Annotated in this window: 20 protein-coding genes; 8 read left to right on the forward strand and 12 right to left on the reverse strand. The window is 60.7% G+C overall.

Features of this window, described 5'->3' with window-relative positions:
* The first annotated feature begins 176 nt into the window (after positions 1-176).
* Genes Q1B16_RS09365 through Q1B16_RS09385 form a run of 5 tightly spaced genes read left to right on the forward strand, consistent with a single transcriptional unit; the run spans position 177 to position 5,771 of the window.
* A complete protein-coding gene (locus Q1B16_RS09365; RefSeq protein ID WP_299787006.1) occupies positions 177-3,005 on the forward strand; it encodes a molybdopterin oxidoreductase family protein in 2,829 nt (942 codons plus the stop codon).
* A complete protein-coding gene (locus Q1B16_RS09370; RefSeq protein ID WP_299787009.1) occupies positions 3,002-3,166 on the forward strand; it encodes a hypothetical protein in 165 nt (54 codons plus the stop codon). The genes Q1B16_RS09365 and Q1B16_RS09370 overlap by 4 nt, the downstream gene beginning before the upstream one ends.
* Positions 3,163-3,912 carry a 4Fe-4S dicluster domain-containing protein gene (locus Q1B16_RS09375; protein WP_299787011.1) on the forward strand — a complete coding sequence of 250 codons (750 nt, stop codon included), beginning with the start codon at positions 3,163-3,165 and terminating at the stop codon, positions 3,910-3,912. Before Q1B16_RS09370 ends, Q1B16_RS09375 begins: the two co-directional genes overlap by 4 nt.
* Positions 3,912-4,784, forward strand: a complete 873-nt coding sequence (locus Q1B16_RS09380; protein WP_299787014.1) for a DmsC/YnfH family molybdoenzyme membrane anchor subunit — start codon at positions 3,912-3,914, stop codon at positions 4,782-4,784. The genes Q1B16_RS09375 and Q1B16_RS09380 overlap by 1 nt, the downstream gene beginning before the upstream one ends.
* Before the next feature lie 12 nt (positions 4,785-4,796).
* Positions 4,797-5,771 carry an ester cyclase gene (locus Q1B16_RS09385; RefSeq protein WP_299787852.1) on the forward strand — a complete coding sequence of 325 codons (975 nt, stop codon included), beginning with the start codon at positions 4,797-4,799 and terminating at the stop codon, positions 5,769-5,771.
* 3 nt (positions 5,772-5,774) lie between these two features.
* Here the strand turns inward: Q1B16_RS09385 and Q1B16_RS09390 are convergent, their stop codons facing one another.
* From Q1B16_RS09390 to Q1B16_RS09435, 10 genes are all read right to left on the reverse strand, one after another.
* Positions 5,775-6,773, reverse strand: coding sequence for a LacI family DNA-binding transcriptional regulator (locus Q1B16_RS09390; RefSeq protein ID WP_299787017.1), 999 nt, complete (start codon positions 6,771-6,773; stop codon positions 5,775-5,777).
* Entirely contained in the window at positions 6,770-7,294 is a 525-nt protein-coding gene (locus Q1B16_RS09395) for an ester cyclase (protein ID WP_299787020.1), read from the reverse strand. The genes Q1B16_RS09390 and Q1B16_RS09395 overlap by 4 nt, the downstream gene beginning before the upstream one ends.
* 61 nt (positions 7,295-7,355) lie before the next feature.
* Positions 7,356-8,000: a DUF1523 family protein gene (locus Q1B16_RS09400; RefSeq protein WP_299787023.1), complete on the reverse strand. Its 645-nt coding sequence runs from the start codon at positions 7,998-8,000 to the stop codon at positions 7,356-7,358.
* 11 nt (positions 8,001-8,011) lie between these two features.
* A complete protein-coding gene (locus Q1B16_RS09405) occupies positions 8,012-8,278 on the reverse strand; it encodes a hypothetical protein (RefSeq protein ID WP_299787026.1) in 267 nt (88 codons plus the stop codon).
* A gap of 3 nt (positions 8,279-8,281) precedes the next feature.
* A complete protein-coding gene (locus Q1B16_RS09410; protein WP_299787029.1) occupies positions 8,282-9,616 on the reverse strand; it encodes a DUF6638 family protein in 1,335 nt (444 codons plus the stop codon).
* Positions 9,617-9,620: 4 nt separating this feature from the next.
* Positions 9,621-10,025 (reverse strand): hypothetical protein, encoded by a 405-nt coding sequence (locus tag Q1B16_RS09415; protein WP_299787032.1) that lies wholly within the window; start codon positions 10,023-10,025, stop codon positions 9,621-9,623.
* Positions 10,013-10,720, reverse strand: coding sequence for a hypothetical protein (locus Q1B16_RS09420; protein WP_299787035.1), 708 nt, complete (start codon positions 10,718-10,720; stop codon positions 10,013-10,015). The genes Q1B16_RS09415 and Q1B16_RS09420 overlap by 13 nt, the downstream gene beginning before the upstream one ends.
* A gap of 59 nt (positions 10,721-10,779) precedes the next feature.
* Positions 10,780-12,714 carry an ATP-binding protein gene (locus Q1B16_RS09425; protein WP_299787038.1) on the reverse strand — a complete coding sequence of 645 codons (1,935 nt, stop codon included), beginning with the start codon at positions 12,712-12,714 and terminating at the stop codon, positions 10,780-10,782.
* 76 nt (positions 12,715-12,790) lie between these two features.
* The gene (locus Q1B16_RS09430; protein ID WP_299787041.1) at positions 12,791-13,909 is read right to left on the reverse strand and encodes a hypothetical protein; all 1,119 of its coding nucleotides are present in this window, start codon (positions 13,907-13,909) and stop codon (positions 12,791-12,793) included.
* The gene (locus Q1B16_RS09435; protein ID WP_299787044.1) at positions 13,906-14,982 is read right to left on the reverse strand and encodes a hypothetical protein; all 1,077 of its coding nucleotides are present in this window, start codon (positions 14,980-14,982) and stop codon (positions 13,906-13,908) included. Before Q1B16_RS09435 ends, Q1B16_RS09430 begins: the two co-directional genes overlap by 4 nt.
* A 180-nt stretch (positions 14,983-15,162) precedes the next feature.
* Here Q1B16_RS09435 and Q1B16_RS09440 point away from each other — a divergent pair, with 180 nt between their 5' ends.
* From Q1B16_RS09440 to Q1B16_RS09450, 3 genes are all read left to right on the forward strand, one after another.
* Entirely contained in the window at positions 15,163-15,726 is a 564-nt protein-coding gene (locus Q1B16_RS09440) for a hypothetical protein (RefSeq protein WP_299787047.1), read from the forward strand.
* Positions 15,727-15,853: 127 nt separating this feature from the next.
* The gene (locus tag Q1B16_RS09445) at positions 15,854-16,195 is read left to right on the forward strand and encodes a cupin domain-containing protein (RefSeq protein ID WP_299787050.1); all 342 of its coding nucleotides are present in this window, start codon (positions 15,854-15,856) and stop codon (positions 16,193-16,195) included.
* A gap of 25 nt (positions 16,196-16,220) precedes the next feature.
* A complete protein-coding gene (locus tag Q1B16_RS09450; protein WP_299787053.1) occupies positions 16,221-17,342 on the forward strand; it encodes a serine/threonine protein kinase in 1,122 nt (373 codons plus the stop codon).
* Between the two features lie 42 nt (positions 17,343-17,384).
* Here Q1B16_RS09450 and Q1B16_RS09455 read toward each other — a convergent pair whose 3' ends face one another.
* Complete coding sequence (locus tag Q1B16_RS09455; RefSeq protein WP_299787056.1) at positions 17,385-18,377, reverse strand: ester cyclase; 993 nt, start codon at positions 18,375-18,377, stop codon at positions 17,385-17,387.
* 71 nt (positions 18,378-18,448) lie between these two features.
* Positions 18,449-19,777 carry a type III glutamate--ammonia ligase gene (glnT, locus tag Q1B16_RS09460; protein WP_299787059.1) on the reverse strand — a complete coding sequence of 443 codons (1,329 nt, stop codon included), beginning with the start codon at positions 19,775-19,777 and terminating at the stop codon, positions 18,449-18,451.
* Positions 19,778-19,812: the final 35 nt, after the last annotated feature.

A 19,812-nucleotide genomic window follows, 5' to 3' on the forward strand; every position in this document is an offset into this window, starting at 1 on the left:
TCCTCCTGCCCTGCACGTCAGAGGAGACTGCAAAGGGTTGTCACGTCAAGGGAAACCGGGTTGTCAGCTGGCAATGTAAGCGCTTGCATTTTGCTGCTTTACCATTGCCCCGGAAACATGAACACTGCGGCAAAACCTGACCGGAAGCCTATCTTGTCAGGAAAGGGAGGAAACCGATGGGTCACGTCCAGCCAGAGCTGAATCTGTCACCGAAAGTCTCGGACGAGGTGCGCAAGACAACGTGCTACATGTGCGCCTGCCGCTGTGGGATCAACGTGCACATGAAGAACGGCAAGGTCGCCTATATCGAAGGCAACCGTGACCACCCGGTGAATCGCGGCGTCCTATGTGCCAAGGGCAGCGCCGGGATCATGCAGCACAACGCCCCCTCGCGTCTGCGCGCGCCTTTGAAACGCGTGGGCCCGCGCGGGTCCGGTGAGTTCGAGGAGATTTCGTGGGATGAGGCGCTGGAGATCGCGACCGGCTGGCTCAAGCCGCTGCGCGAAACGGCACCTGAAAAGCTCGCCTTCTTCACCGGGCGCGACCAGTCGCAATCCTTCACCTCGTTCTGGGCACAGAACTTCGGCACGCCGAACTATGCCGCGCATGGGGGTTTCTGTTCGGTGAACATGGCCGCTGCGGGCATCTACACGATGGGCGGGGCATTCTGGGAATTCGGCCAGCCCGATTGGGACCATACCAAGCTGTTCATGCTGTTCGGTGTGGCCGAGGACCATGACAGCAACCCGATCAAGATGGGCCTCGGCAAGATCAAGGCACGCGGGGCCAAGGTGATTGGCGTCAACCCGATCCGCACGGGCTATAACGCGATTGCGGATGATTGGGTCGGGATCACACCCGGCACCGATGGTCTGTTCATCCTCGCGCTTGTGCATGAGTTGCTCAAGGCCGGGAAGATCGACCTCGACTATCTCGCCCGCTACACCAACGCCCCGGTTCTGGTGAACGGCGATCCGAAGTCGCCGGAACACGGGCTTTTCCTGAAGGACGACAATGGCAAGCCACTGGTCATGGACAGGGTGACGGGCAAGCTCACGCCGTTCGATCAGCCGGGGGTGAACCCTGACCTGTCTGCCAGCTACCGCCACGCCGGGATCACGCACAAGCCGGTGATGCATCTGCTGGCGGAACGCTATCTCGATCCGCAATATGCGCCCGAGGCGGTCGCCGAGACCTGTGGCGTGTCCGCCGCCAAGATCAAGCGCATCGCAGCCGAGATCGCCCGTGTCGCCTTTGACGAAGCCATCGAGATCGCCCAGCCTTGGACGGACTTCCGCGGCGAGAAGCACGACACCATGATTGGTCGCCCCGTCAGCTTTCACGCCATGCGCGGCATCAGCGCCCATTCCAACGGTTTCCAGACCTGCCGCGCGCTGCATGTGTTGCAAATCCTGCTGGGAAGCGTCGAAACCCCCGGTGGGTTCCGGTTTAAACCACCTTATCCAAAGCCGGCCACCGCGCACCCGAAACCTCATTGCAAGGTCACACCGGGCAAGCCGCTGGACGGTCCGCATCTGGGCTTCGTGCATGGGCCGGAAGATCTGTGTCTGAAGGACGACGGCACACCCGCGCGCATCGATAAGGCGTTCACCTGGGAAAACCCGATGAGCGCGCATGGGTTGATGCACATGGTGATCTCGAACGCCTATGCAGGTGATCCGTACAAGATCGACACGCTGTTCATGTATATGGCGAATATGTCGTGGAATTCGTCGATGAACACGACAGGCGTCATGAAGATGCTCACCGATACTGACGAGAACGGCGATTACGTGATCCCGCGCATCATCTATTCCGATGCCTATTCGTCCGAGATGGTCGCTTATGCCGACCTGATCCTGCCGGACACGACCTACCTTGAACGCCACGACTGTATCTCGCTGCTCGACCGCCCGATCTGCGAAGCGGACGCGGCGGCGGATGCGATCCGCTGGCCCGTGGTCGCACCTGACCGCGACGTGCGGGGCTTCCAGTCTGTGCTGTGTGAGTTGGGAGCGATGCTCGACCTGCCGGGATTCGTGAACGAGGACGGCAGCCAGAAATACGCTGATTACGCCGATTACATCACGCATCATCAACGCCGCCCCGGCGTTGGCCCCCTGGCGGGATGGCGCATGGGCGAACATGGGCTGACCGAAGGGCGCGGCGACGTGAACGAAGGCCAGATCGACAGCTACATCGCCAATGGTGGCTTCTGGTCCAGCCATGTCCCGGACGAGGGGCTGTATTACAAACCGTGGAACACAGCCTATCAGGATTGGGCGGTCGAGATCGGGCTTTACGATGCGCCCGCGCCCTACATCTTCCAGCTCTACGTCGAACCGATGCGCAAGTTCCAACTGGCTGCCGAAGGGCAGGGCGACCGCCAACCGCCCGAGCATCTGCGGGAACGCATCAAGGCGACGCTCGATCCGCTGCCGATCTGGTACGCGCCGTTCGAGGACGGGCATGTCGATCCTGTCGAATATCCGATCCATGCGCTGACGCAGCGCCCGATGGCGATGTATCATAGCTGGGGCACGCAGAATGCGTGGCTGCGGCAAATCCACGGGCATAACCCGATGTATCTGCCGACCAAGCTGTTCGAGGGGCATGGGTTCAAACATGGCGACTGGGCGCGCGTGTCCTCGGCACACGGAGAGATCACCGTGCCTGTCGCGCATATGGCGGCGCTGAACGAACACACGATCTGGACCTGGAACGCCATCGGCAAGCGTAAGGGGGCATGGGCGCTCGACAAAGATGCGCCCGAGGCCACCAAGGGCTTCCTGCTCAATCACCTGATCCATGAACTTCTGCCACCCAAGGGCGACGGTTTACGCTGGGCGAACTCGGACCCGGTGACCGGGCAGGCAGCATGGTTCGATCTGCGCGTGAAGATCGAAAAGGTCGCGGCACCGGAGGAATCTCATCCGGTGTTCGATGAGATTACATCGCCCGTCGGCACCGGCCCCGAGGAATTGCGCTGGAAGGTGGACACATGACCGGAGCGATGAAAGCCACCCTGATCGCGATTGCGGTCGTCATGATCGGCATGGCCCTGTCCTTTATCTGGTTCGTCGCGACATGGGACAAAGAGGCCGAGCAACCGATCGGATTCGACCTGAAGCCAACGCATCACATGACGGAGGACCGCACCGCATGACGCAGCTTCCCGAAAAGACCGAGCGCAAGATGGGGCTGGTGATTGACCTCGATACCTGTGTCGGCTGCCACGCCTGCGTGATTTCCTGCAAGGGCTGGAACACCGAAAATTACGGCGCGCCCCTGTCGGATCAGGATCCCTATGGCGCCGATCCGTCGGGCACGTTCCTCAACCGCATCCATTCCTACGAGGTGCAGCCCGAAAACGGCCCGGCGCAGTTGATCCATTTCCCCAAGTCCTGCCTGCATTGCGAAGACGCGCCCTGCGTGACCGTCTGCCCGACCGGGGCAAGCTACAAGCGGGTCGAGGACGGGATTGTTCTGGTCAACGAAAAAGATTGCATCGGCTGCGGGCTGTGCGCCTGGGCCTGTCCCTATGGCGCGCGCGAACTGGATCAGGCGGAAGGGGTGATGAAGAAGTGTACCCTATGCGTCGACCGTATCTATAACGAAAACCTACCGGAAGAAGACCGCGTGCCCGCATGTGTCCGCACCTGCCCGTCGAATGCGCGGCACTTCGGAGATCTGGGTGATCCCGACAGTGATGTCAGCCAATTGGTCGCCGAACGCGGTGGCATCGACCTGATGCCGGAACAGGGCACCAAGCCGGTGAACAAGTACCTGCCGCCGCGCCCCAAGGATCGGCTGAACGAGGAAATCGACATCCTTGCGCCTCTGCTGGCGCCAGTCGCGGAAGAGCCCAAGGGCTTTCTTGGCTGGCTCGATAAAACGCTGGAGAAACTCTGATGCATCCAGCCCCGTCCATCATCGCCTTCAGCACGTTTTCCGGCCTTGGCCTTGGCCTTTTGTTCTGGCTTGGGATCGACCAGACACCGCCAACCGGCTGGGTCGCCTTCGCGTTCTTCGCCATAGGGTATATCCTCGCCGTGGGGGGCCTGATTTCGTCGACCTTCCACCTTGGCCGTCCCGAAAGGGCGATCAAGGCGTTCACCCAATGGCAGACAAGCTGGCTCAGCCGCGAGGCATGGGCCGCTGTGGCGGCGCTTTTGGCCATGGGTCTCTACGCGTTTCTGCTGGTGTTCTTCGACACCCACGTCCCGATCCTCGGACAGATCGGCGCGTTTTTCTGTCTGGTGACGGTCTACACCACGTCGATGATCTACGGTCAGCTCAAGACAGTGCCCCGCTGGAACACCGGGCTGACCCCGGCGCTGTTCCTGTCGCTGTCCATCGCCGGGGGCGCGCTGTTGTCGGGGCGTGTTCTCATCGCCCTGGTTCTGCTGCTTGTGGCCGGGGCCATTCAGGGCGTGTGGTGGAGAACCGGAGATACGCGGTTCAAGAAAAGCGGAACCGATATGAAGACCGCCACAGGTCTTGGATCGATCGGCGAGGTCAGCGCGTTCGAGCCGCCCCATACGGGCACCAACTATCTGCTGAATGAAATGGTCTACACCGTGGGCCGCCGTCATGCGAACAAGCTGCGGGTCATCGCTTTGGCCTTGATGCTGGTCGTGCCCGTGGTTCTGTTGCTTTTGCCCTATCCGCATATCTTCGGTGTGCTGGCGCTCATCAGTCATATTGCGGGCGTGCTCGTGTCGCGATGGTTGTTCTTTGCGGAGGCCGAGCATGTCGTTGGCCTCTACTACGGGATGCGGTGATCCATGTCTTTCATGACGGGCTTTGATGAACGCTGGGCCGATGTACCCGATTACATCCTTGGGATCACCAAAGACATCTGGGAAGACCGCGGCATCCACACGCTCCACGATTATTACGGGCCAGAGCTTGTCGTCCGGTCCCCGGCCTCTGTCGTCAAAGGCAATACCGGGATCATTGCCGCGACCGAGGCGACGCTGGCCGAATTCCCGGATCGAGAATTGCTGGGCGAGGATGTGATCTGGTGTCCGACGGGGGATGACAGTTTTCTGTCGTCTCACCGGCTCTATTGCACCGCGACGCACGAGGGCGCGGGCATGTACGGCGCGCCGACGGGGCGCAGACTGGAATACCGCATTCTCGCCGATTGCTGGTGTCGCGACAACGGCGTGCACGACGAATGGCTGGTGCGCGACCAGGGGGCCATCGTTCGGCAGATGGGTCAGGACGTGGTCGGTTGGACACGTGATCTCATCGCCCGAGAGGGTGGGCCGGACAACTGTGTCAAGCCGCTGACACCCGCCACGGATCTGCCGGGGCCTTACAAGGGGACAGGAAACGACAACGCTTGGGGCGAGACACTTGCCGACATCCTCACCCGGATCGCATCGGCCGAGTTTTCCGTCATTCCGAAAACCTATGACCGCGCGGCGGAGCTGGCCTATCCCGGTCACGTGACCGGCGCGGGACATTCTGACGCCGACCGCTTCTGGATGCAGTTGCACGCGGCCTTCCCAAACGCGCGGTTTTCCATCGACCACCGGATTGGGATGGACGAACCGCTCTGCGCCGCGCGCGCTGCGGTGCGATGGTCGCTGCACGGCACACATTCCGGCTGGGGCATGTTCGGCACCCCGACCGGGGCAGAGGTCTATATCATGGGGATCACCCATGCCGAATTCGGGCGCAACGGTCTGCGGCGTGAGTGGACGTTGATCGACGAAACGGCGATCTGGAAACAGATTCTGCTCGCAACGGGGAGCGTGTGATCCTCAGGCGCTGTGACGGCGGATCAGAGACACGGGCAGGGGATCGGGCGACACGACCTCGGTCCCGCCGATTTCGGACATCAGAGCATTGACCGTCGCGGACACCATCGCCTCTGCGTCCTGTTTGATTGTGGTGAGGCTATAGGCAGGCCAAGCGGCACTTGGCACATCGTCGAACCCGATCACCGCCACGTCCTCGGGCACCGACAGACCCAGTTCGGCGCGCAGCACGTCCATCACCCCGAAGGCCATGTAGTCATTGGCGACTAAGACCGCATCGGGCCGCTGGTCGGTGTCGAACATGCGCCGTGCGGCATCCTTGGCGCGGGGCAGCCGGAAATCCCCGACTTCGCGCGCAAAGAGGCCGAGACCGGCGGCGCGGAGCCCTTCCATCAGGCCCGCCTCGCGGTCACGCTGGGTGCTGGCGCCCTCCCAACCGGCGATATGGCCGATCCGGGTGCGGCCGAGCGCGATCAGATGCTCTGCCGCCAGGCGCCCGCCCATCCGGTTGTCGGACACCACGGCGAATTCCCCTTCGGTTTCGAGCTTGCGGTTGAAAAGCACGACCGGAACGCCAGAGGCCCGGCAGCGATCGGCCAGATCGGAACTCAACGCGACCGAGGCGAGGACAAGCCCATCCACCTGGTAGTCGAGGATCTGGCTCACCACATCACCGATATCGTCAGCCGTGTGCGACGCCATGAAGACGAGCACGTGATACCCCTCGCGCTCCAATGCGGCGGAAAGCAATTCGAGCACGGTCGGGTAGAAATGATTGTCGAGATAGGCGACCACCAGCCCGATGATCTTGCTCTTTCCGGTGAGCATCGCGCGGGCCAGCACGTTGGGGCGATACCCAAGCGCCTCTGCCGCCTCGCGGACCTTCTCGGCGGTGCGCGGACTGACAGACGCGCCGGGCGTGAAGACGCGGCTGACGGCGGAGCGGCTGACACCGGCGCGCTTGGCGACATCGAGCGAGGTGACTTTGCCTATCGTCGTCATGGCGCAGGCGGCGTCCGTTCGCCCTGGTCGAACGCTTCCCAGCCTTCGCCGTTGAACACATCGACGCCAAGTTGCGCAAGAACGTGCGGGAAATCGACCATCACGTAATTGTCGACGATCTTGCCATCGACGACTTTCCAGAAATCCATGTAGCGGATCGTGACCCGCTTTCCGGTCGGCTCAACCCCCATGAAGCGCCCGGAATGCACCGCTTCCTGTCGTCCAAAGGCGGCGGCCCATTCGCCCATGTAGAGCCGCGCCTCGTCCACGCAGACTTTGTCGGAAAACGCGGCCTGAAACGGTTTCTGCCAGTTCTCCTGAAATTCCCGTAGACCTTCCTTGGTGCCGCAGCCGGTGTTGCCCATCCAGCGGAACCCTGTTGCGAAGAACTCTCCGATATCGGCGATGCGGTGGTCGTTGAGACCGTCCACCATGGCTTCGATCACGCGACGGGTGTCGTCCGTCTTGGACAGATCCGTGTCGCGGGTCAGTACCGCTTGTTCAGGTCGTGCGCCGGTCATTGGTCCTCACTGCATGCGTTTGCAAAACAGTGGACGCATCCGACCTGCATTGGCAAGAGCGTTACTTCGACTTCCAGCTGTCCAACCAGCGGCGAACTCCGCTGCGCCGCCGCGCGATACCGTCGCCCACCGACTCGAACCCTTCTTCCACGTCCTCAAGAACCGGATCGATCCGCGCCCGGCGAAAGCGCCGCCAGCGGACGTAGATCGCCCAGAAAACCGCGGCCAGTGTCGTCAGAATGATGATGTTGATCCAAGGAATGATCCGCACATCCGGGCTATCGACAGCCCGCACGCTGATCGCGTTCGGGAAAATGGTGAAGAATTCGTTGCGCCAGCCGTAATGCTTGATCACCACCCATTGCGGGTTGGCCGAGGTGCTGCGCAGGTCCGCTGCTTCGGCCTGAAGGTTTGAGGTGTCGAACTTGAAATAGGGCGGCCAGCCCCAGCCGGTATCCTCGTTGCGGTAGACCATCACATCGCCATCATCGAGAACGGCGGAAATGAAGAACACGTCGCGGTTCGGCAAGGTGCCATCGCTGCCCACATCGGCGGAGGCCCAGAACCATCGGTTTTCACCCGGATCGATACGGCGCACCTCGGTGTCGGTGATCCGGGCGATATCGTGCTGGGGCAGCGTGTAATGCAGGAACGACGCGAACAGGACCCAAAAGGTCAGGATGATGGCCCACTTGATATATCCCACGGCGACGTCCCCTAGTAGAAATTCGTGAAGTAGATGATGGCAGAGATAACCACCATCGGGACGATATACACCCCCAGAATGAGCTTGCGGCGCAGTGATCCGTCATACTCGCGCAAGCCCGCCTCGACAAAGGTGTCGCGGTCGCCCTGCTGGATCTCTTCGTCCCACTCCTTCTCGAGCTTGTCGCGCCGCACCGCGCGGGAATAGAGCGAGAGGCAGATATAGACCACGCTCAGGACAAGAAACCCGATCACCAACAACCGTCCAAGTGCAAACATACCCTACCTCCGAACCGCGCCCCAGGGGCCAACGCGCGCCACCATATCGTCGCGGATCGGGGTGGGTTCTTCAAGCGGCGCGTCATGGCCAAAGAGCGCTTCGCGCGCGCCCGCCTTGTCGGCGACGTATTCGCGGGTCAGGAAATCGACCACATAGGCGCGTTTCGTGTCGGACCACGCCCGATAGGCGGCGTAGAACGCCTCCTTGTGGCAGATGTAGAGCTGGCGGATATCCTTGGGCGACAGCTCGGACAGCAGCATGTTCACCAGCGTCGCATCTGGCGTGTCGCTGGCCCGTAGCGTGTAGAAATAGGCCGGATGGTCGCTGGCGATCCGGGGCCATTTGGCATCCCCGTCAGCCCATTGCACCAACTGGTTCAGCGCGTGCCATTCCGGTGGCAACCGGTCGGCATAGCGTCGCGCCAGCCCTCTGATGTCCCGCCGGGTGGCGCCCTTGAGGTCGATCTCTGCCTCTTGCGCGATATCCACGACGATGAAATCCATCTTCTGCCGCAGGATCGCGCTTGCGTCGATGCCGCGCGCTTTGACGATGGGTTCCACCAGCCCGTTGAGCTCCAGAAACTTCGCCACCTTGTTCCGCTGTTGCAGGCTGAACGTATGGGCAATCGGCATTCCCGGCACGACATCACCCGCACAGATCGCCGCCGGATGCTCCACCTGCCGGAAGACATAGATCCCGCCGAAGTGGCTGGTGTGGAAGTTCTCCTGTTTGAACTCCATCTGCTTGAGCCGCACCGGGTTGCGCACCACATCGCCCGTGCGTTTCGCCAAGGTGATCATCTCGGCGATCAGCACATCATCGTGCCAGCCGTCCTCTTCCGTCTTGAACCGATCCACCAGCGCGCCCAGCTTTTCCGCATCGCGCACCGTGCCCTGCGTCGTGTCCGCCTCGATCCGGATGGTGTGGATGTCGAACAGCCGCTCGGGGTTGGACACGTCGAACACCGTGTTCACCAACTCCCCCGCCACCGCATCCTTGGCCGTCAACGCGAAGAGCTGGCTCTCATTCGCCTCGATGAACTGCCGCAGAATATCCCGCGAGGTCGAGAATTTCGCATCGAGCAGCGGCGCCGTCTTCTGCTGCGTCGTCAGCAGGATGAACTGCCGGTTCACCCCGTTGTGGTTGAGGTAGAGCGGATCGTCCAACTCGTCCCCGATCTCGGGCGAGAAGCCGGAGATGTCGATGTGGAAATCGGTCTGGGTGGTGGTCTTGCCGGTGAGGTGCTTGAGCGCGCGGTTGTACCGTTCGACCAGCGCCGGCGAGGCGACATGGATCAGGTTGCCGAACATCAGGCCGGATTGGATGAGGCGGTTCATTTATCTAGCTATCAGAAACAAAGACGGGTTTTATTGACCCATTATTTTGAACTTTGAAAATGAACGGTGCTTCGTGGTTTTGAGCCAGAGCTATGATGCGTTCATGTGTTCGCATGAAAATTCCTAGAGTTTTCCACATCCCGATTTGAGCATCAGGGAAGTAAAAGCACCGAATATTATGCTGTTTGAGAGCTTGGATCTCGTGTTCAATAAGATGGAACTTTAGGTCTTGGGTCAGTACTACCCAATTTTTAGCCCCAACCTTTTCCATCCATTCGTCATCTGCCATATCTTGAGCGAACCGCTCACCTTGATGCCAGCGAATTTTTACGGGAGGGCGAAGCTTGTAAAGTGCGTTTGGAAGGCGCCTTCCAAAGTTCCTGTCAAAGTAAAGAGTTAATGCATCCATCGAGATAAACGAGACTCACTTGGTTCAATGCCTTCGAACGTGAGAGCTTGTAACACTTGCTGTTCGGACAGTGCGAAGTCTTCAGCTATTTCGTCCACTTCCTCGCCTGCTATCCAGCGTGCTCTCAAAATCCCTGTTTTTATCCCACCGATTTGCGGCGCGCCGAATGCTAGCTTTGGGTTAATCTCTATATCCTTGTCTGGCCCCGCGACCTTCCAAGCAATAACCGCTCCACTGTCATCATAATTGAATTCCGCAAACCGCGAAGTAAGCATTTCAGTCCAAGTGTATTGTCCGCCGTGGTTTGCTGACAGAACTTTGTCTTCAATCACTTCTCCTAGATCGCCTTCTATCTCGCTGAATACATCTGCGCCGTCTGTCTTGAATCGCAATTTCGCAAAAGGGAAGTCCAGCCCAGTTTCTTTCTTGAAGTATGCCCTAGCCAGTTCAATCTCATGGAGCTTAACGCCAAGCTTGCGCATGTCGGCCACAACAGCAAGCTCAATAAGCTGTAAGAAAGATATCCCTTCACGTGGTTGCTTCGTACTAAGAAGTGGAGGCTTGCCTGCGATTTTTCTCTTATGCCATGCCGTGACCGTCTGAGGAGCTACGCGCGCATAGGAAGCGGCTTCACCCACTCTATAAGAGGGGATGCTCAACCGTGTTTCCCAAAGTTGACGCGCTTCCGCTGACATTTTTTCACTCCTTGGTACCAAGTAGGATGTAGATGGGGTCTTTGGCAACGATTATGAAGTCACCCCTTGCCCTCCAACCACCTTCTCTTCGCCTCTTCCTGACGTCCGAAGTCCCGCACCATCCCTTCAATGGCAATCTCATCCGACTTGTCCGCATAGCGGAACTCGGAATCCGCGTAGCGGTTGATCTCCTGGATCACCATCTCGACCGTGATCGGCCGCCGCAACTCCTCGATCATCGCCGCCTTCTCGTCATAGGGTTTGAACAGGAACAGGTCCGGCTGCTCCATCCACTCATCCGGCAGTTCGAAATCCATCGCGCGGACCTTCACCGCGTCGGTGATGTTCTTGATCGCGCGGCCCGTGAAGCGCGGGTCGGCCTCCTGAATGGCCTTGAGATAGGTGCCCATCTTGGCAATCGTGTCGAGCGCGCCAATCTGCGACGACACCCGGTCATAGACCTCCAGCAACCCCGGTTCCTTGGGTCGGTTGTGAGACTCGAACGACGCCGCCACCGCCCGCTGGATTTGCTGCGCGGCGTAGAGTTCGTGATCGCCCAGCGGGATGTCGTGCTTGCGCCCCATCAGCAGCGCAAGGATGTCGATGTAATCCTCCCGCGTCTGCGGCCCGTCCACAAGAAACCGCGCCCCCGCCCGCTGGCGCAACGCGTCATCCACGTTCTCGGGATAGTTCGAGAACATCCCGAACGTGCAGTTCCCCCGCACCACCGTATTGGCCCCGGCAAACGCCTCCATGAACACCGCCGTGACCTCCTGCTGCCCCGCGCTTGACTGCCGGTCGCCGCGCTTGCCCGCGATCTGGTCGATGTCGTCGATGGTCCCGAACCCGATCACCGACGGGTCGAGGACATTGTTCACAAACGCCTTCGCGTTCTGCCCCGACTTGCCCTGATAGCTGTCGATATTGTCGATGCCGAAGTTCTGGTAGCGGAACGTGTAGCCCGCGTTCTGGCAATAGTCGTGGATCATCCCCGCCATCATCTGGATCAGCGTCGTCTTCCCCGTCCCCGGAGCGCCGTCCCCCATGAAGGTGAAGATGAAGCCGCCAAGCTCCGCAAACGGGTTCAGACGGCGTTCAAAGTCATACGCCATCAGCATTTTCGCCAGCCGCATCGCCTGGTACTTGGCGATATGGTTGCCCACCACCTGATGCGGTTTCTTGAACTGCATGGTGAGGACCGTGCCCTTGGCCTTGGTCGCGGGCGTGAAGCCCCGGATCGTCAGGTCATCCGCCTCCACCCGCCAGTTGGCGCTGGTAAACGCCCCCGTCCGTGCGCCGTTCTGCGCGCGCAATGCGATCCGCTCCATCAACTGCTCGGCAAAGGCCAGCACCGTCGCCACCATGCGCGGCTCATCACTCGCATAGCTCGCGATCTGCTGGTCCAACTCCCAAAGCGCGCCATGCAGGGCAAGCTGCGCATTGTCGGTCAGAACCTCCTCGACCTCGCCCACATCGACCGTCACCTCAGACGCTTGTGACGCCAGCAAGAACGCAGTCGCATTGGCGAAGACATACCCAACCGTCAGCGCCTCACCCTCCAGCAGTGCCGAAAACTCCGCGGTCCGGTCCGCACCCAGCGATCCCTGCAAGTTCGCCCGCTTCAACTCGCCAAGACCCGTGGCGTCCGAAAACGCTTCACCCATCGCCAGTGCGATCCCAAGCGCCCGCCGCAAGCCATGCATCACCGCCGCCTGCGCGGGCGACACCAACGGATCATCCCCATCCGCCGCCGCGATCCGCTCAAGCAGATGCACACCCTCGGGCCGCGCCGTGGACCGCGTCACCAATCCCGGCGTCGTCGACCGGAACCGCCGCCGCGTGCCGATCCCCGACGACCACTCTGTCGCCACCGGCTCCGCACCGGATGCCATTCGAGGCGTGTGATCGAACCCCTCCAGCATCGCGTTGGCCGCCGGGTAATGCTTGCGGATCGCCTCTTCGCGAAGTTCCATCAGATCGGACGTAACGGACATCTCCCGACGCTCCCATGCTTCATCTTGCCAAATAAACTCCCGCCGGAGGCTCCCGCATTCGACGCAAGTGCTGCGCTCAATAACTCAAAACCCGTCCCGCATCGCTCACCACGAACTTGCGCACCGTGGCAAAGCCCGGCGGGTTCAACTCGGATAAAACCTGAAACGGGCGTTCCGGCAGGATCACCATGCGTTCGGTCGCGGTGGTCCCGGTCTCGGCCCCGCGTCCGGCGAAGGGATCGAGCGCGAAAATCTCGCGATCCACCTTCGAGAACCAGCCGGATTTCTCCTGCCGCACCCGTTCGCTTTCCAGCTCTTCCAGCGTCCAGGCGAGCGCCCAATCCTGCCCCTCCGGCGCGCGGGCCTGTTCCAGCACCTCGCGGATCGGGCCGCTCTGCTGCGTGAAGGAATGCGAATACATCGGTCCGATATGAAACCGGCGCAGGCGCTTTGGGTGCAGATCATCGAAGGTCTCGTCAAAGCCCTGCGCGATGGTGAGCAGTTTCAGCCCGCCCAGCGACTGCGCCATCAGATGCGCCTGGACCTCGGGCCAGCGCCGGTCGTCTTTCGGCAACGCTGCGCGCCCGCTGTCCTCGACCTCCATCAGGTAGATCGTGGGCAGATTTACTTGGCTGTCATAGATGCCCCAATGCAGCATGTAACGCCGGCGCGGCTCGGTCCCTGAAAGCCACAGACATTGGGGATCGTTGCGCGCCCAGTAGAGCTTGCCGCGCGCGAGTTCCTCGTAATAAAGCCGCTGGCTGAGCGTGAATTGCAACCGGGTCGGGATCGCCTGATCGCCGATGATCTCGGCCACCATCTGATCCTTGAGCGCATCGACGCTCGGCATCGTCCTGAGATGCTGATCGGCCTGCGCGGCGTCGTTGGCCATCACGAGCAATTCGGTTGTCGTTGGAAACCCGCTGTCCTTCACGTCCATCGTGAGTGATCCGAAAAACTGCCCGGTGTCGCGCCCGACCAGAAGGTATTTCATCGACAGCGCCCGGAAGGTGAGGTTGAGCGCAATGACGTGGCGGGTCAGCACCTCGACTTCGGTCTTGGTCAGACGGTTTTCCGCATGCAGCATCGCGGCGACCCGGCCCAGATGCGCAAGAATGGCCTCGAATTTCGCAAAATACCTGCGGCTGGCCAGTGTATCCGGGATGCCGCGATGGTCATCGGCGGGGGTCGTCATGAACCGTACAGGTTCTTGTCATGCTTCTCGACAATCGCCTGGAACCGCCGGGCAAAGCGTTCATCCGCCTTGGCCTTGGCCTCGAGCACCTCGCGGGCGAAGACCATGTGATCCTCGTGGCTTTCCAGCATGTCGGCCATCCGCTGGTTGGTTGCTGCGCCAATCCCGGCCATCGCCGATTGCGCCTCTTGATCCGTTTGTACACCGATCTCGTTGATCCGATGCGCAACGTCCTGTTGCTGCGCGGTTTTCAATGACTTCGACAGCGCGTCATAGAGAACAACCCGCTGCTTGGTGTCGGTCTGGAGCTTGTTGATCAGCACCATCTGCGTCGCCGCCTGGTTCTGTAGCGAGTCGATCCAGGTTTTGCCCTTCTCGATATACCGCTCGAGCGTCTGGCTCTTGGCCAGCTTGACCTGTTCGTCCTGAACCATCGCGTTATAGGCGGCGTTCAGTTCGGCCAGTTCGGTTTCCAGCTTGGTGCGCGCGGCGGCGTCCTGTTCGACGCTGATCTTGTTCTCAAGCTCGATGATTTTCGGATCCATCGCAAGGATTTCGGCGCGGACGTTCTCCAGCTCGCCCACGGTCGCCTCACGCTCATCCAGTGTCTCGGCAAGGTTCACCTCGACCTTGTCCTTCTGTTCGTTCAGCAGGTTCAACTGCCCCTGCAACAGCGTCACGATCACGTCCGACTTGGCGATCAAATCCTGCAATTTGTCGTCGATGGACGCGGTCTTCATCCGTTCCTGACGCATCGATTCCGATTTGCCCTTGGAAAAGATTCCGACAAGGCTTTCCCAGCCTGTTTTCGACCGCATCTCGTCGAAATCCTTGGAAAAGGCTGCGGTGACATCGTCCAGACCCATGATGAGTTCGGCGATATTCGCGTTCATCACATCCGTATGGGCGTGCACGTCTTCCAGCGTGGCGTTCTCGATGTCGAACGTGATGTCGTCGCCGGTCTTCATCTTGGCGCGCGCGGTTTCGATCCGGCCCGTCAGTTCTGCGATCTTGGCCTGCGCTTCGGCGACCTGGGCCTGGCTCTCGCGCACCTGTGTGTCGAAATCCGCCATTCCAATTCCTCCAATCAATCTGCCCGAGTCGAAAACGCCCGGCACGCCGTGCGCTGTCCGTTCGGTTGTGGCGAAACATTCGCAAAAGCCCGGTTGAAAGGGAAGCAAAGATCGCGCTTAAAGTTGCAAGAGGCGTGCTCCTGCGCCGAAATCTGACTCGATTGTTATGGAGAATTTGAAATGAAAAGAATTGTATCGCTGGTGCTTGTCGCCAGCCTGGCGCTTCCGGTGGCCGCGCGGGCCGACGAGATTTCGGACACGCTTCAGTCGGCAATCGATGCCTACAATGACGGGGATGTGGCCTACGCTTTGGAAGAGCTGGATTTTGCACGCCAGAAGTTGATGCAACTCCGCTCGGACGCATTCCAACAGTTCCTGCCGGAAGCGCCCGAAGGTTGGACCCGCGTGGTCGACAACGACATGCAGGCCGGTCTGGCCATGATGGGCGGCGGCATGGGCGCGGGCGCGAGCTACAATTCGCCGGACAACTCGCAATATTATTCGGTCACAATGATGGCCGACAACGCGATGGTGACCACGATGGGTGGTATGGTGGCAAATGCCGCTGCGATGGGCATGAAGGTGGAGCGGATCGGGCGGCAGCGCGTCGCGCTGAATGACGGGCAGGCGATGGCTCTGGTCAACAACCGCATCCTGATCACCGTTGAGGGGAATGACGAAGCGTTGTTGATGGACGCGATGGAGCGGATCGATTTCGAAGCGCTCGGCGATTTCGGCAACTGACCGAATTTGACCATTTGGTAAAAAAGGCAAAGGCGTCGAACCAGCGACGCCTTTCGTCGTCTTTGGACTTGCCGTGCCGGGCCGCCTCGCGCATCCCTTGCCGCAACCTTGCATCCGGGAGTTGCCCATGTCCGACCTTTTCCTGCGTGTCCTGCCTTCAACCGACGCCGAAGAAGACGCGCCACCTGAGGACCGCTTGATCTCGGGTGCGCCGAAGTTCCGCACCTGGAACCACGAGGACCGCGACGGGCTGTATTGCGGCATCTGGGAGTCGACGCCTGGCCATTGGCGCATCTCTTACGACGAATGGGAGTTCTGCCACATCCTGTCCGGGCATTCGATCATCACCGATGCGGACGGCACCGAATACGACTTGAAGGCTGGCGACAGCTTCATCCTCCGTCCCGGTTTCACCGGATCGTGGAACGTCATCGAAACCACCCGGAAAGAGTACGTCATCCGTACCTGAAGATCGACTGCAAGGAAGACACCGAATGAATTGGTCGCCCGACACCACCCAGGTCAAAAGCTGGAATGAATGGGACACTCTGCGCCACGTGATCGTGGGCCGCGCCGACGATTGCCACATCCCGCCCGAGGAACCGGCACTGGATGCGAAGGTGCCCGAGGACAGCGACATGCGCGGCCAGTGGGGGCGGCGGCCGCAAGAGACCATCGACCGTGCGAACGAGCTTCTGGACAATTTCGCCGCCATGCTGCGCAAGCGTGGCATTCGCGTGGACCGCCCGACACCCACGGATTTCTCCAACCCGGTCACGACCCCAGATTTCCACACCGACAGCCAGTTCGGGTGTATGCCGCCGCGCGATGTGTTGCTGACCGTCGGGCACGAGATCCTGGAGGCGATCATGTCCTATCGCTGCCGCTGGTTCGAATACCTGTGCTACCGGCCCTTGATGCAGCAATACTGGAACGAGGATCCCAAGTTCCGCCACGAGGCCGCGCCGAAGCCGCGTTTGACGGACGCAGATTACCACGCCGACTACCTGTCCGAAAAAATCGGCATCGAAAAGCGCCTCAAGTGGACGGCCGAGAAGTTCTTTGTCACCACCGAGGAAGAGCCGCTGTTTGACGCCGCCGATGTGCTTCGCTTTGGCAAGGACCTGATCGTGCAACATGGCTTCACCACGAACCTCAAGGGCATCGAATGGCTGCGCCGTCACTTCCCCGACCACCGCGTGCGTGCCGTGAACTTCCCCGGCGATCCATACCCGATCCATATCGACGCGACGTTCACTCCGCTGCGCCCCGGCCTGATCCTGAACAACCCGAACCGTCGTTTGCCCGAGGAACAGCGCGCCTATTTTCAGAAAAACGATTGGGAGATCGTCGACGCCGCTCAGCCCGCGCATAACACCCCGCCGCCGCTGTGTTATTCCTCGACATGGCTGTCGATGAACGTGCTGGTGCTCGACCCCAAGACCGTCTGCGTCGAGGCGTCTGAGGTCTACCAGATGGAGCAGATGGACAAGCTGGGAATGGAGGTGATCCCGGTCGAGCTTCGCGACGCCTACGCGTTCGGCGGGGGCCTGCATTGCTGCACGGCGGACGTCTACCGCGATGGCGATTGCGAGGATTACTTCCCGGTGCAGTAGGCGCGTTTCTTCGAAGAAACGCATGAGACCCTTCGTAGGGTCTCAGCCTATCCCGGTGGTCCGTTCCAACAGATCGACACCCTGTTGCGCCCAGAGGTGCAGCAGGTCAATGAAGATCCAGTTCTCGGCCAGCTTTTCACCGTCGCGGCGGTAGAAGTCGATCACTCGAAATTCGACCCGTTTGCCGGTGGCAGGCATCCCCATGAAGCCGCCGGTGAATTCGGCGGTGAAGTTGGGCCAGCCGAAGAACCCTCCGAAACGTCCTTCGGCCATGCGACAGAGGTGGCCGGTTTTTGACCGATTGGTAAAACTGTTGCGAAACGGCCCGGAATGTTGCTCGGCATAGCGCGGGATCGTGTAGGTGGCGCCGATGCCGGCAGGACCCCACCAGATCATGTCCTCGTGCCAGGTGCGGCGCAGTTCCTCTTCCAGCGGCAGGCCCAGGTTCCAGTCGCCCAGATCGCCGACCATCGCGTTGATGGCGTGCAGGGTTGCTGCGCTCTCGGCCTCCGGCGCATCGGCGTAGAGCAAGCCTTCGTGCGTCACCGGCCCCGGCTGCACGAGATGCGCGCCGGTCTGCGGGCCAAAGGGGTTTTGCCCGGCCTGCATCATCAGGTGGGGCAGATCGAAATACATCGCCTCTTCGGTGATCCTGCTATCTTCGATCTTGTGGAAGGCCCCGAAGCGCAGCATCGCGATCTTGCGGGTGGGCCGCACGCCCCAGAGCGGCGCATCGAAAAGCCCCATGAGGTGCCCCATCGACGCGACCCAGACCGCGCCATCCTCGGCCATGTGGTTGCGCCCGGCGAAGAACAGATCAGTGCGGCGCTGCAACGACGTGAGCGCTGTTTTGATCGGGTGCCAGAATTGCGTCGCGACCGCCTCGGGGCCGGTCAGCAGGTCGACCGGATGATAGCCGCGCCAGATCAGGTCGGGATGGCAGAAGCGCGACATGACCTGTGCGGGGTCTTCCGGGCTGGAAAGCGCCACGTAATAGTCGCGGACAAGCTGTTTTTCGGGTTGGAAGCCGGGCATGGCGGGCCTTATGCAATCGTATGCAGGTGTAACGCACCTTGCCCGAAATCCCGACTGCGGCAAGTCCTAAGTCAGATGTCCAGCGTGTTGTCCTTTTCCCACTGGGTGAAATGCGACACGTAGGAATTCCATTCCTGCGTCTTGAGGTTCACGAAGGCAGAAGAGAACTCTTCTCCCATCGCCGCTTTCAATGCCTTGTCCTTGTCATAGGCGCGCAGCGCATCGAGCATGTTGAGCGGCAGTTGCGGCGCACCGCGCACCTTGTGGCCTTCGGCATACATATCGATGTCATACCGCTTGCCCGGATCGGCCTTGGAGCGGATGCCCGACAGACCCGCCGCGATGATGACCGCTTGCAGCAGATACGGGTTCGCCGCACCGTCGGCCAACCGCAACTCAAACCGCCCCGGCCCCGGAACCCGCACCATATGGGTGCGGTTGTTGCCGGTCCACGTGACCGTGTTTGGGGCCCAGGTGGCGCCAGACACGGTGCGCGGCGCGTTGATCCGTTTGTAGCTGTTCACGGTGGGATTGGTGATCGCGGCCAGCGCGCTGGCGTGTTTCATGATCCCGCCAAGGAAATGCTTGCCGCGTTCCGACAGGCCGACCTCGCCGGTCGGCCCTTCGCCGTCGCCCGCGAAGACGTTGGTCCTGGCCTTTTCTCCCGGCGCATCCCAAACCGACACGTGCACATGGCAGCCGTTACCGGTCAGACCCTCAACAGGCTTTGGCATGAAGGTCGCGCGGAAGCCGTGTTTCTCAGCGACGGATTTGGTCATGAACTTGAAGAACGAGTGTTTGTCGGCGGTCTTCAGGGCATCGTCGAAATCCCAATTCATCTCGAACTGGCCATTCGCATCCTCATGGTCGTTCTGGTACGGCCCCCAGCCAAGCTCGAGCATGTAATCGCAAATCTCGCGCACGACGTCATAGCGGCGCATCACCGCCTGTTGGTCGTAGCAGGGCTTTTCGGCGGTATCGAAGGGATCGCTGATCTGGTCACCTTCGGGGGTGAGCAAGAAGAATTCGGCCTCTACCCCGGTCTTGATGTGCAGACCTTCGCCCACCGCCTCGTCGATCAAACGTCGCAGCACGTTGCGAGGGGTCTGGGCGACGTCTTCGCCTTCCATCACGCAGTTTGCAGCGACCCAGGCGACTTCGGGTTTCCAAGGCAGCTGGATGACCGATGATGGGTCTGGCACCGCCAGCATGTCGGGATGGGCGGGCGTCATGTCGAGCCATGTGGCGAAGCCTGCAAAGCCAGCGCCGTCTTCCTGCATATCCGCGATGGCCTGTGCCGGGACCAGCTTGGCGCGTTGGCCTCCGAACAAGTCGGTGAAGGAAATCATGAAGTATTTAACGCCGGTGTCCTTGGCGAATTTGGCGAGATCTGTGGTCATGCGGTCCGGTCCCTGTTTGTCGTTATGAAAAAGGC

Origin of the sequence: uncultured Marivita sp., assembly GCF_947488135.1 — a bacterium.
GTDB lineage: Bacteria > Pseudomonadota > Alphaproteobacteria > Rhodobacterales > Rhodobacteraceae > Marivita.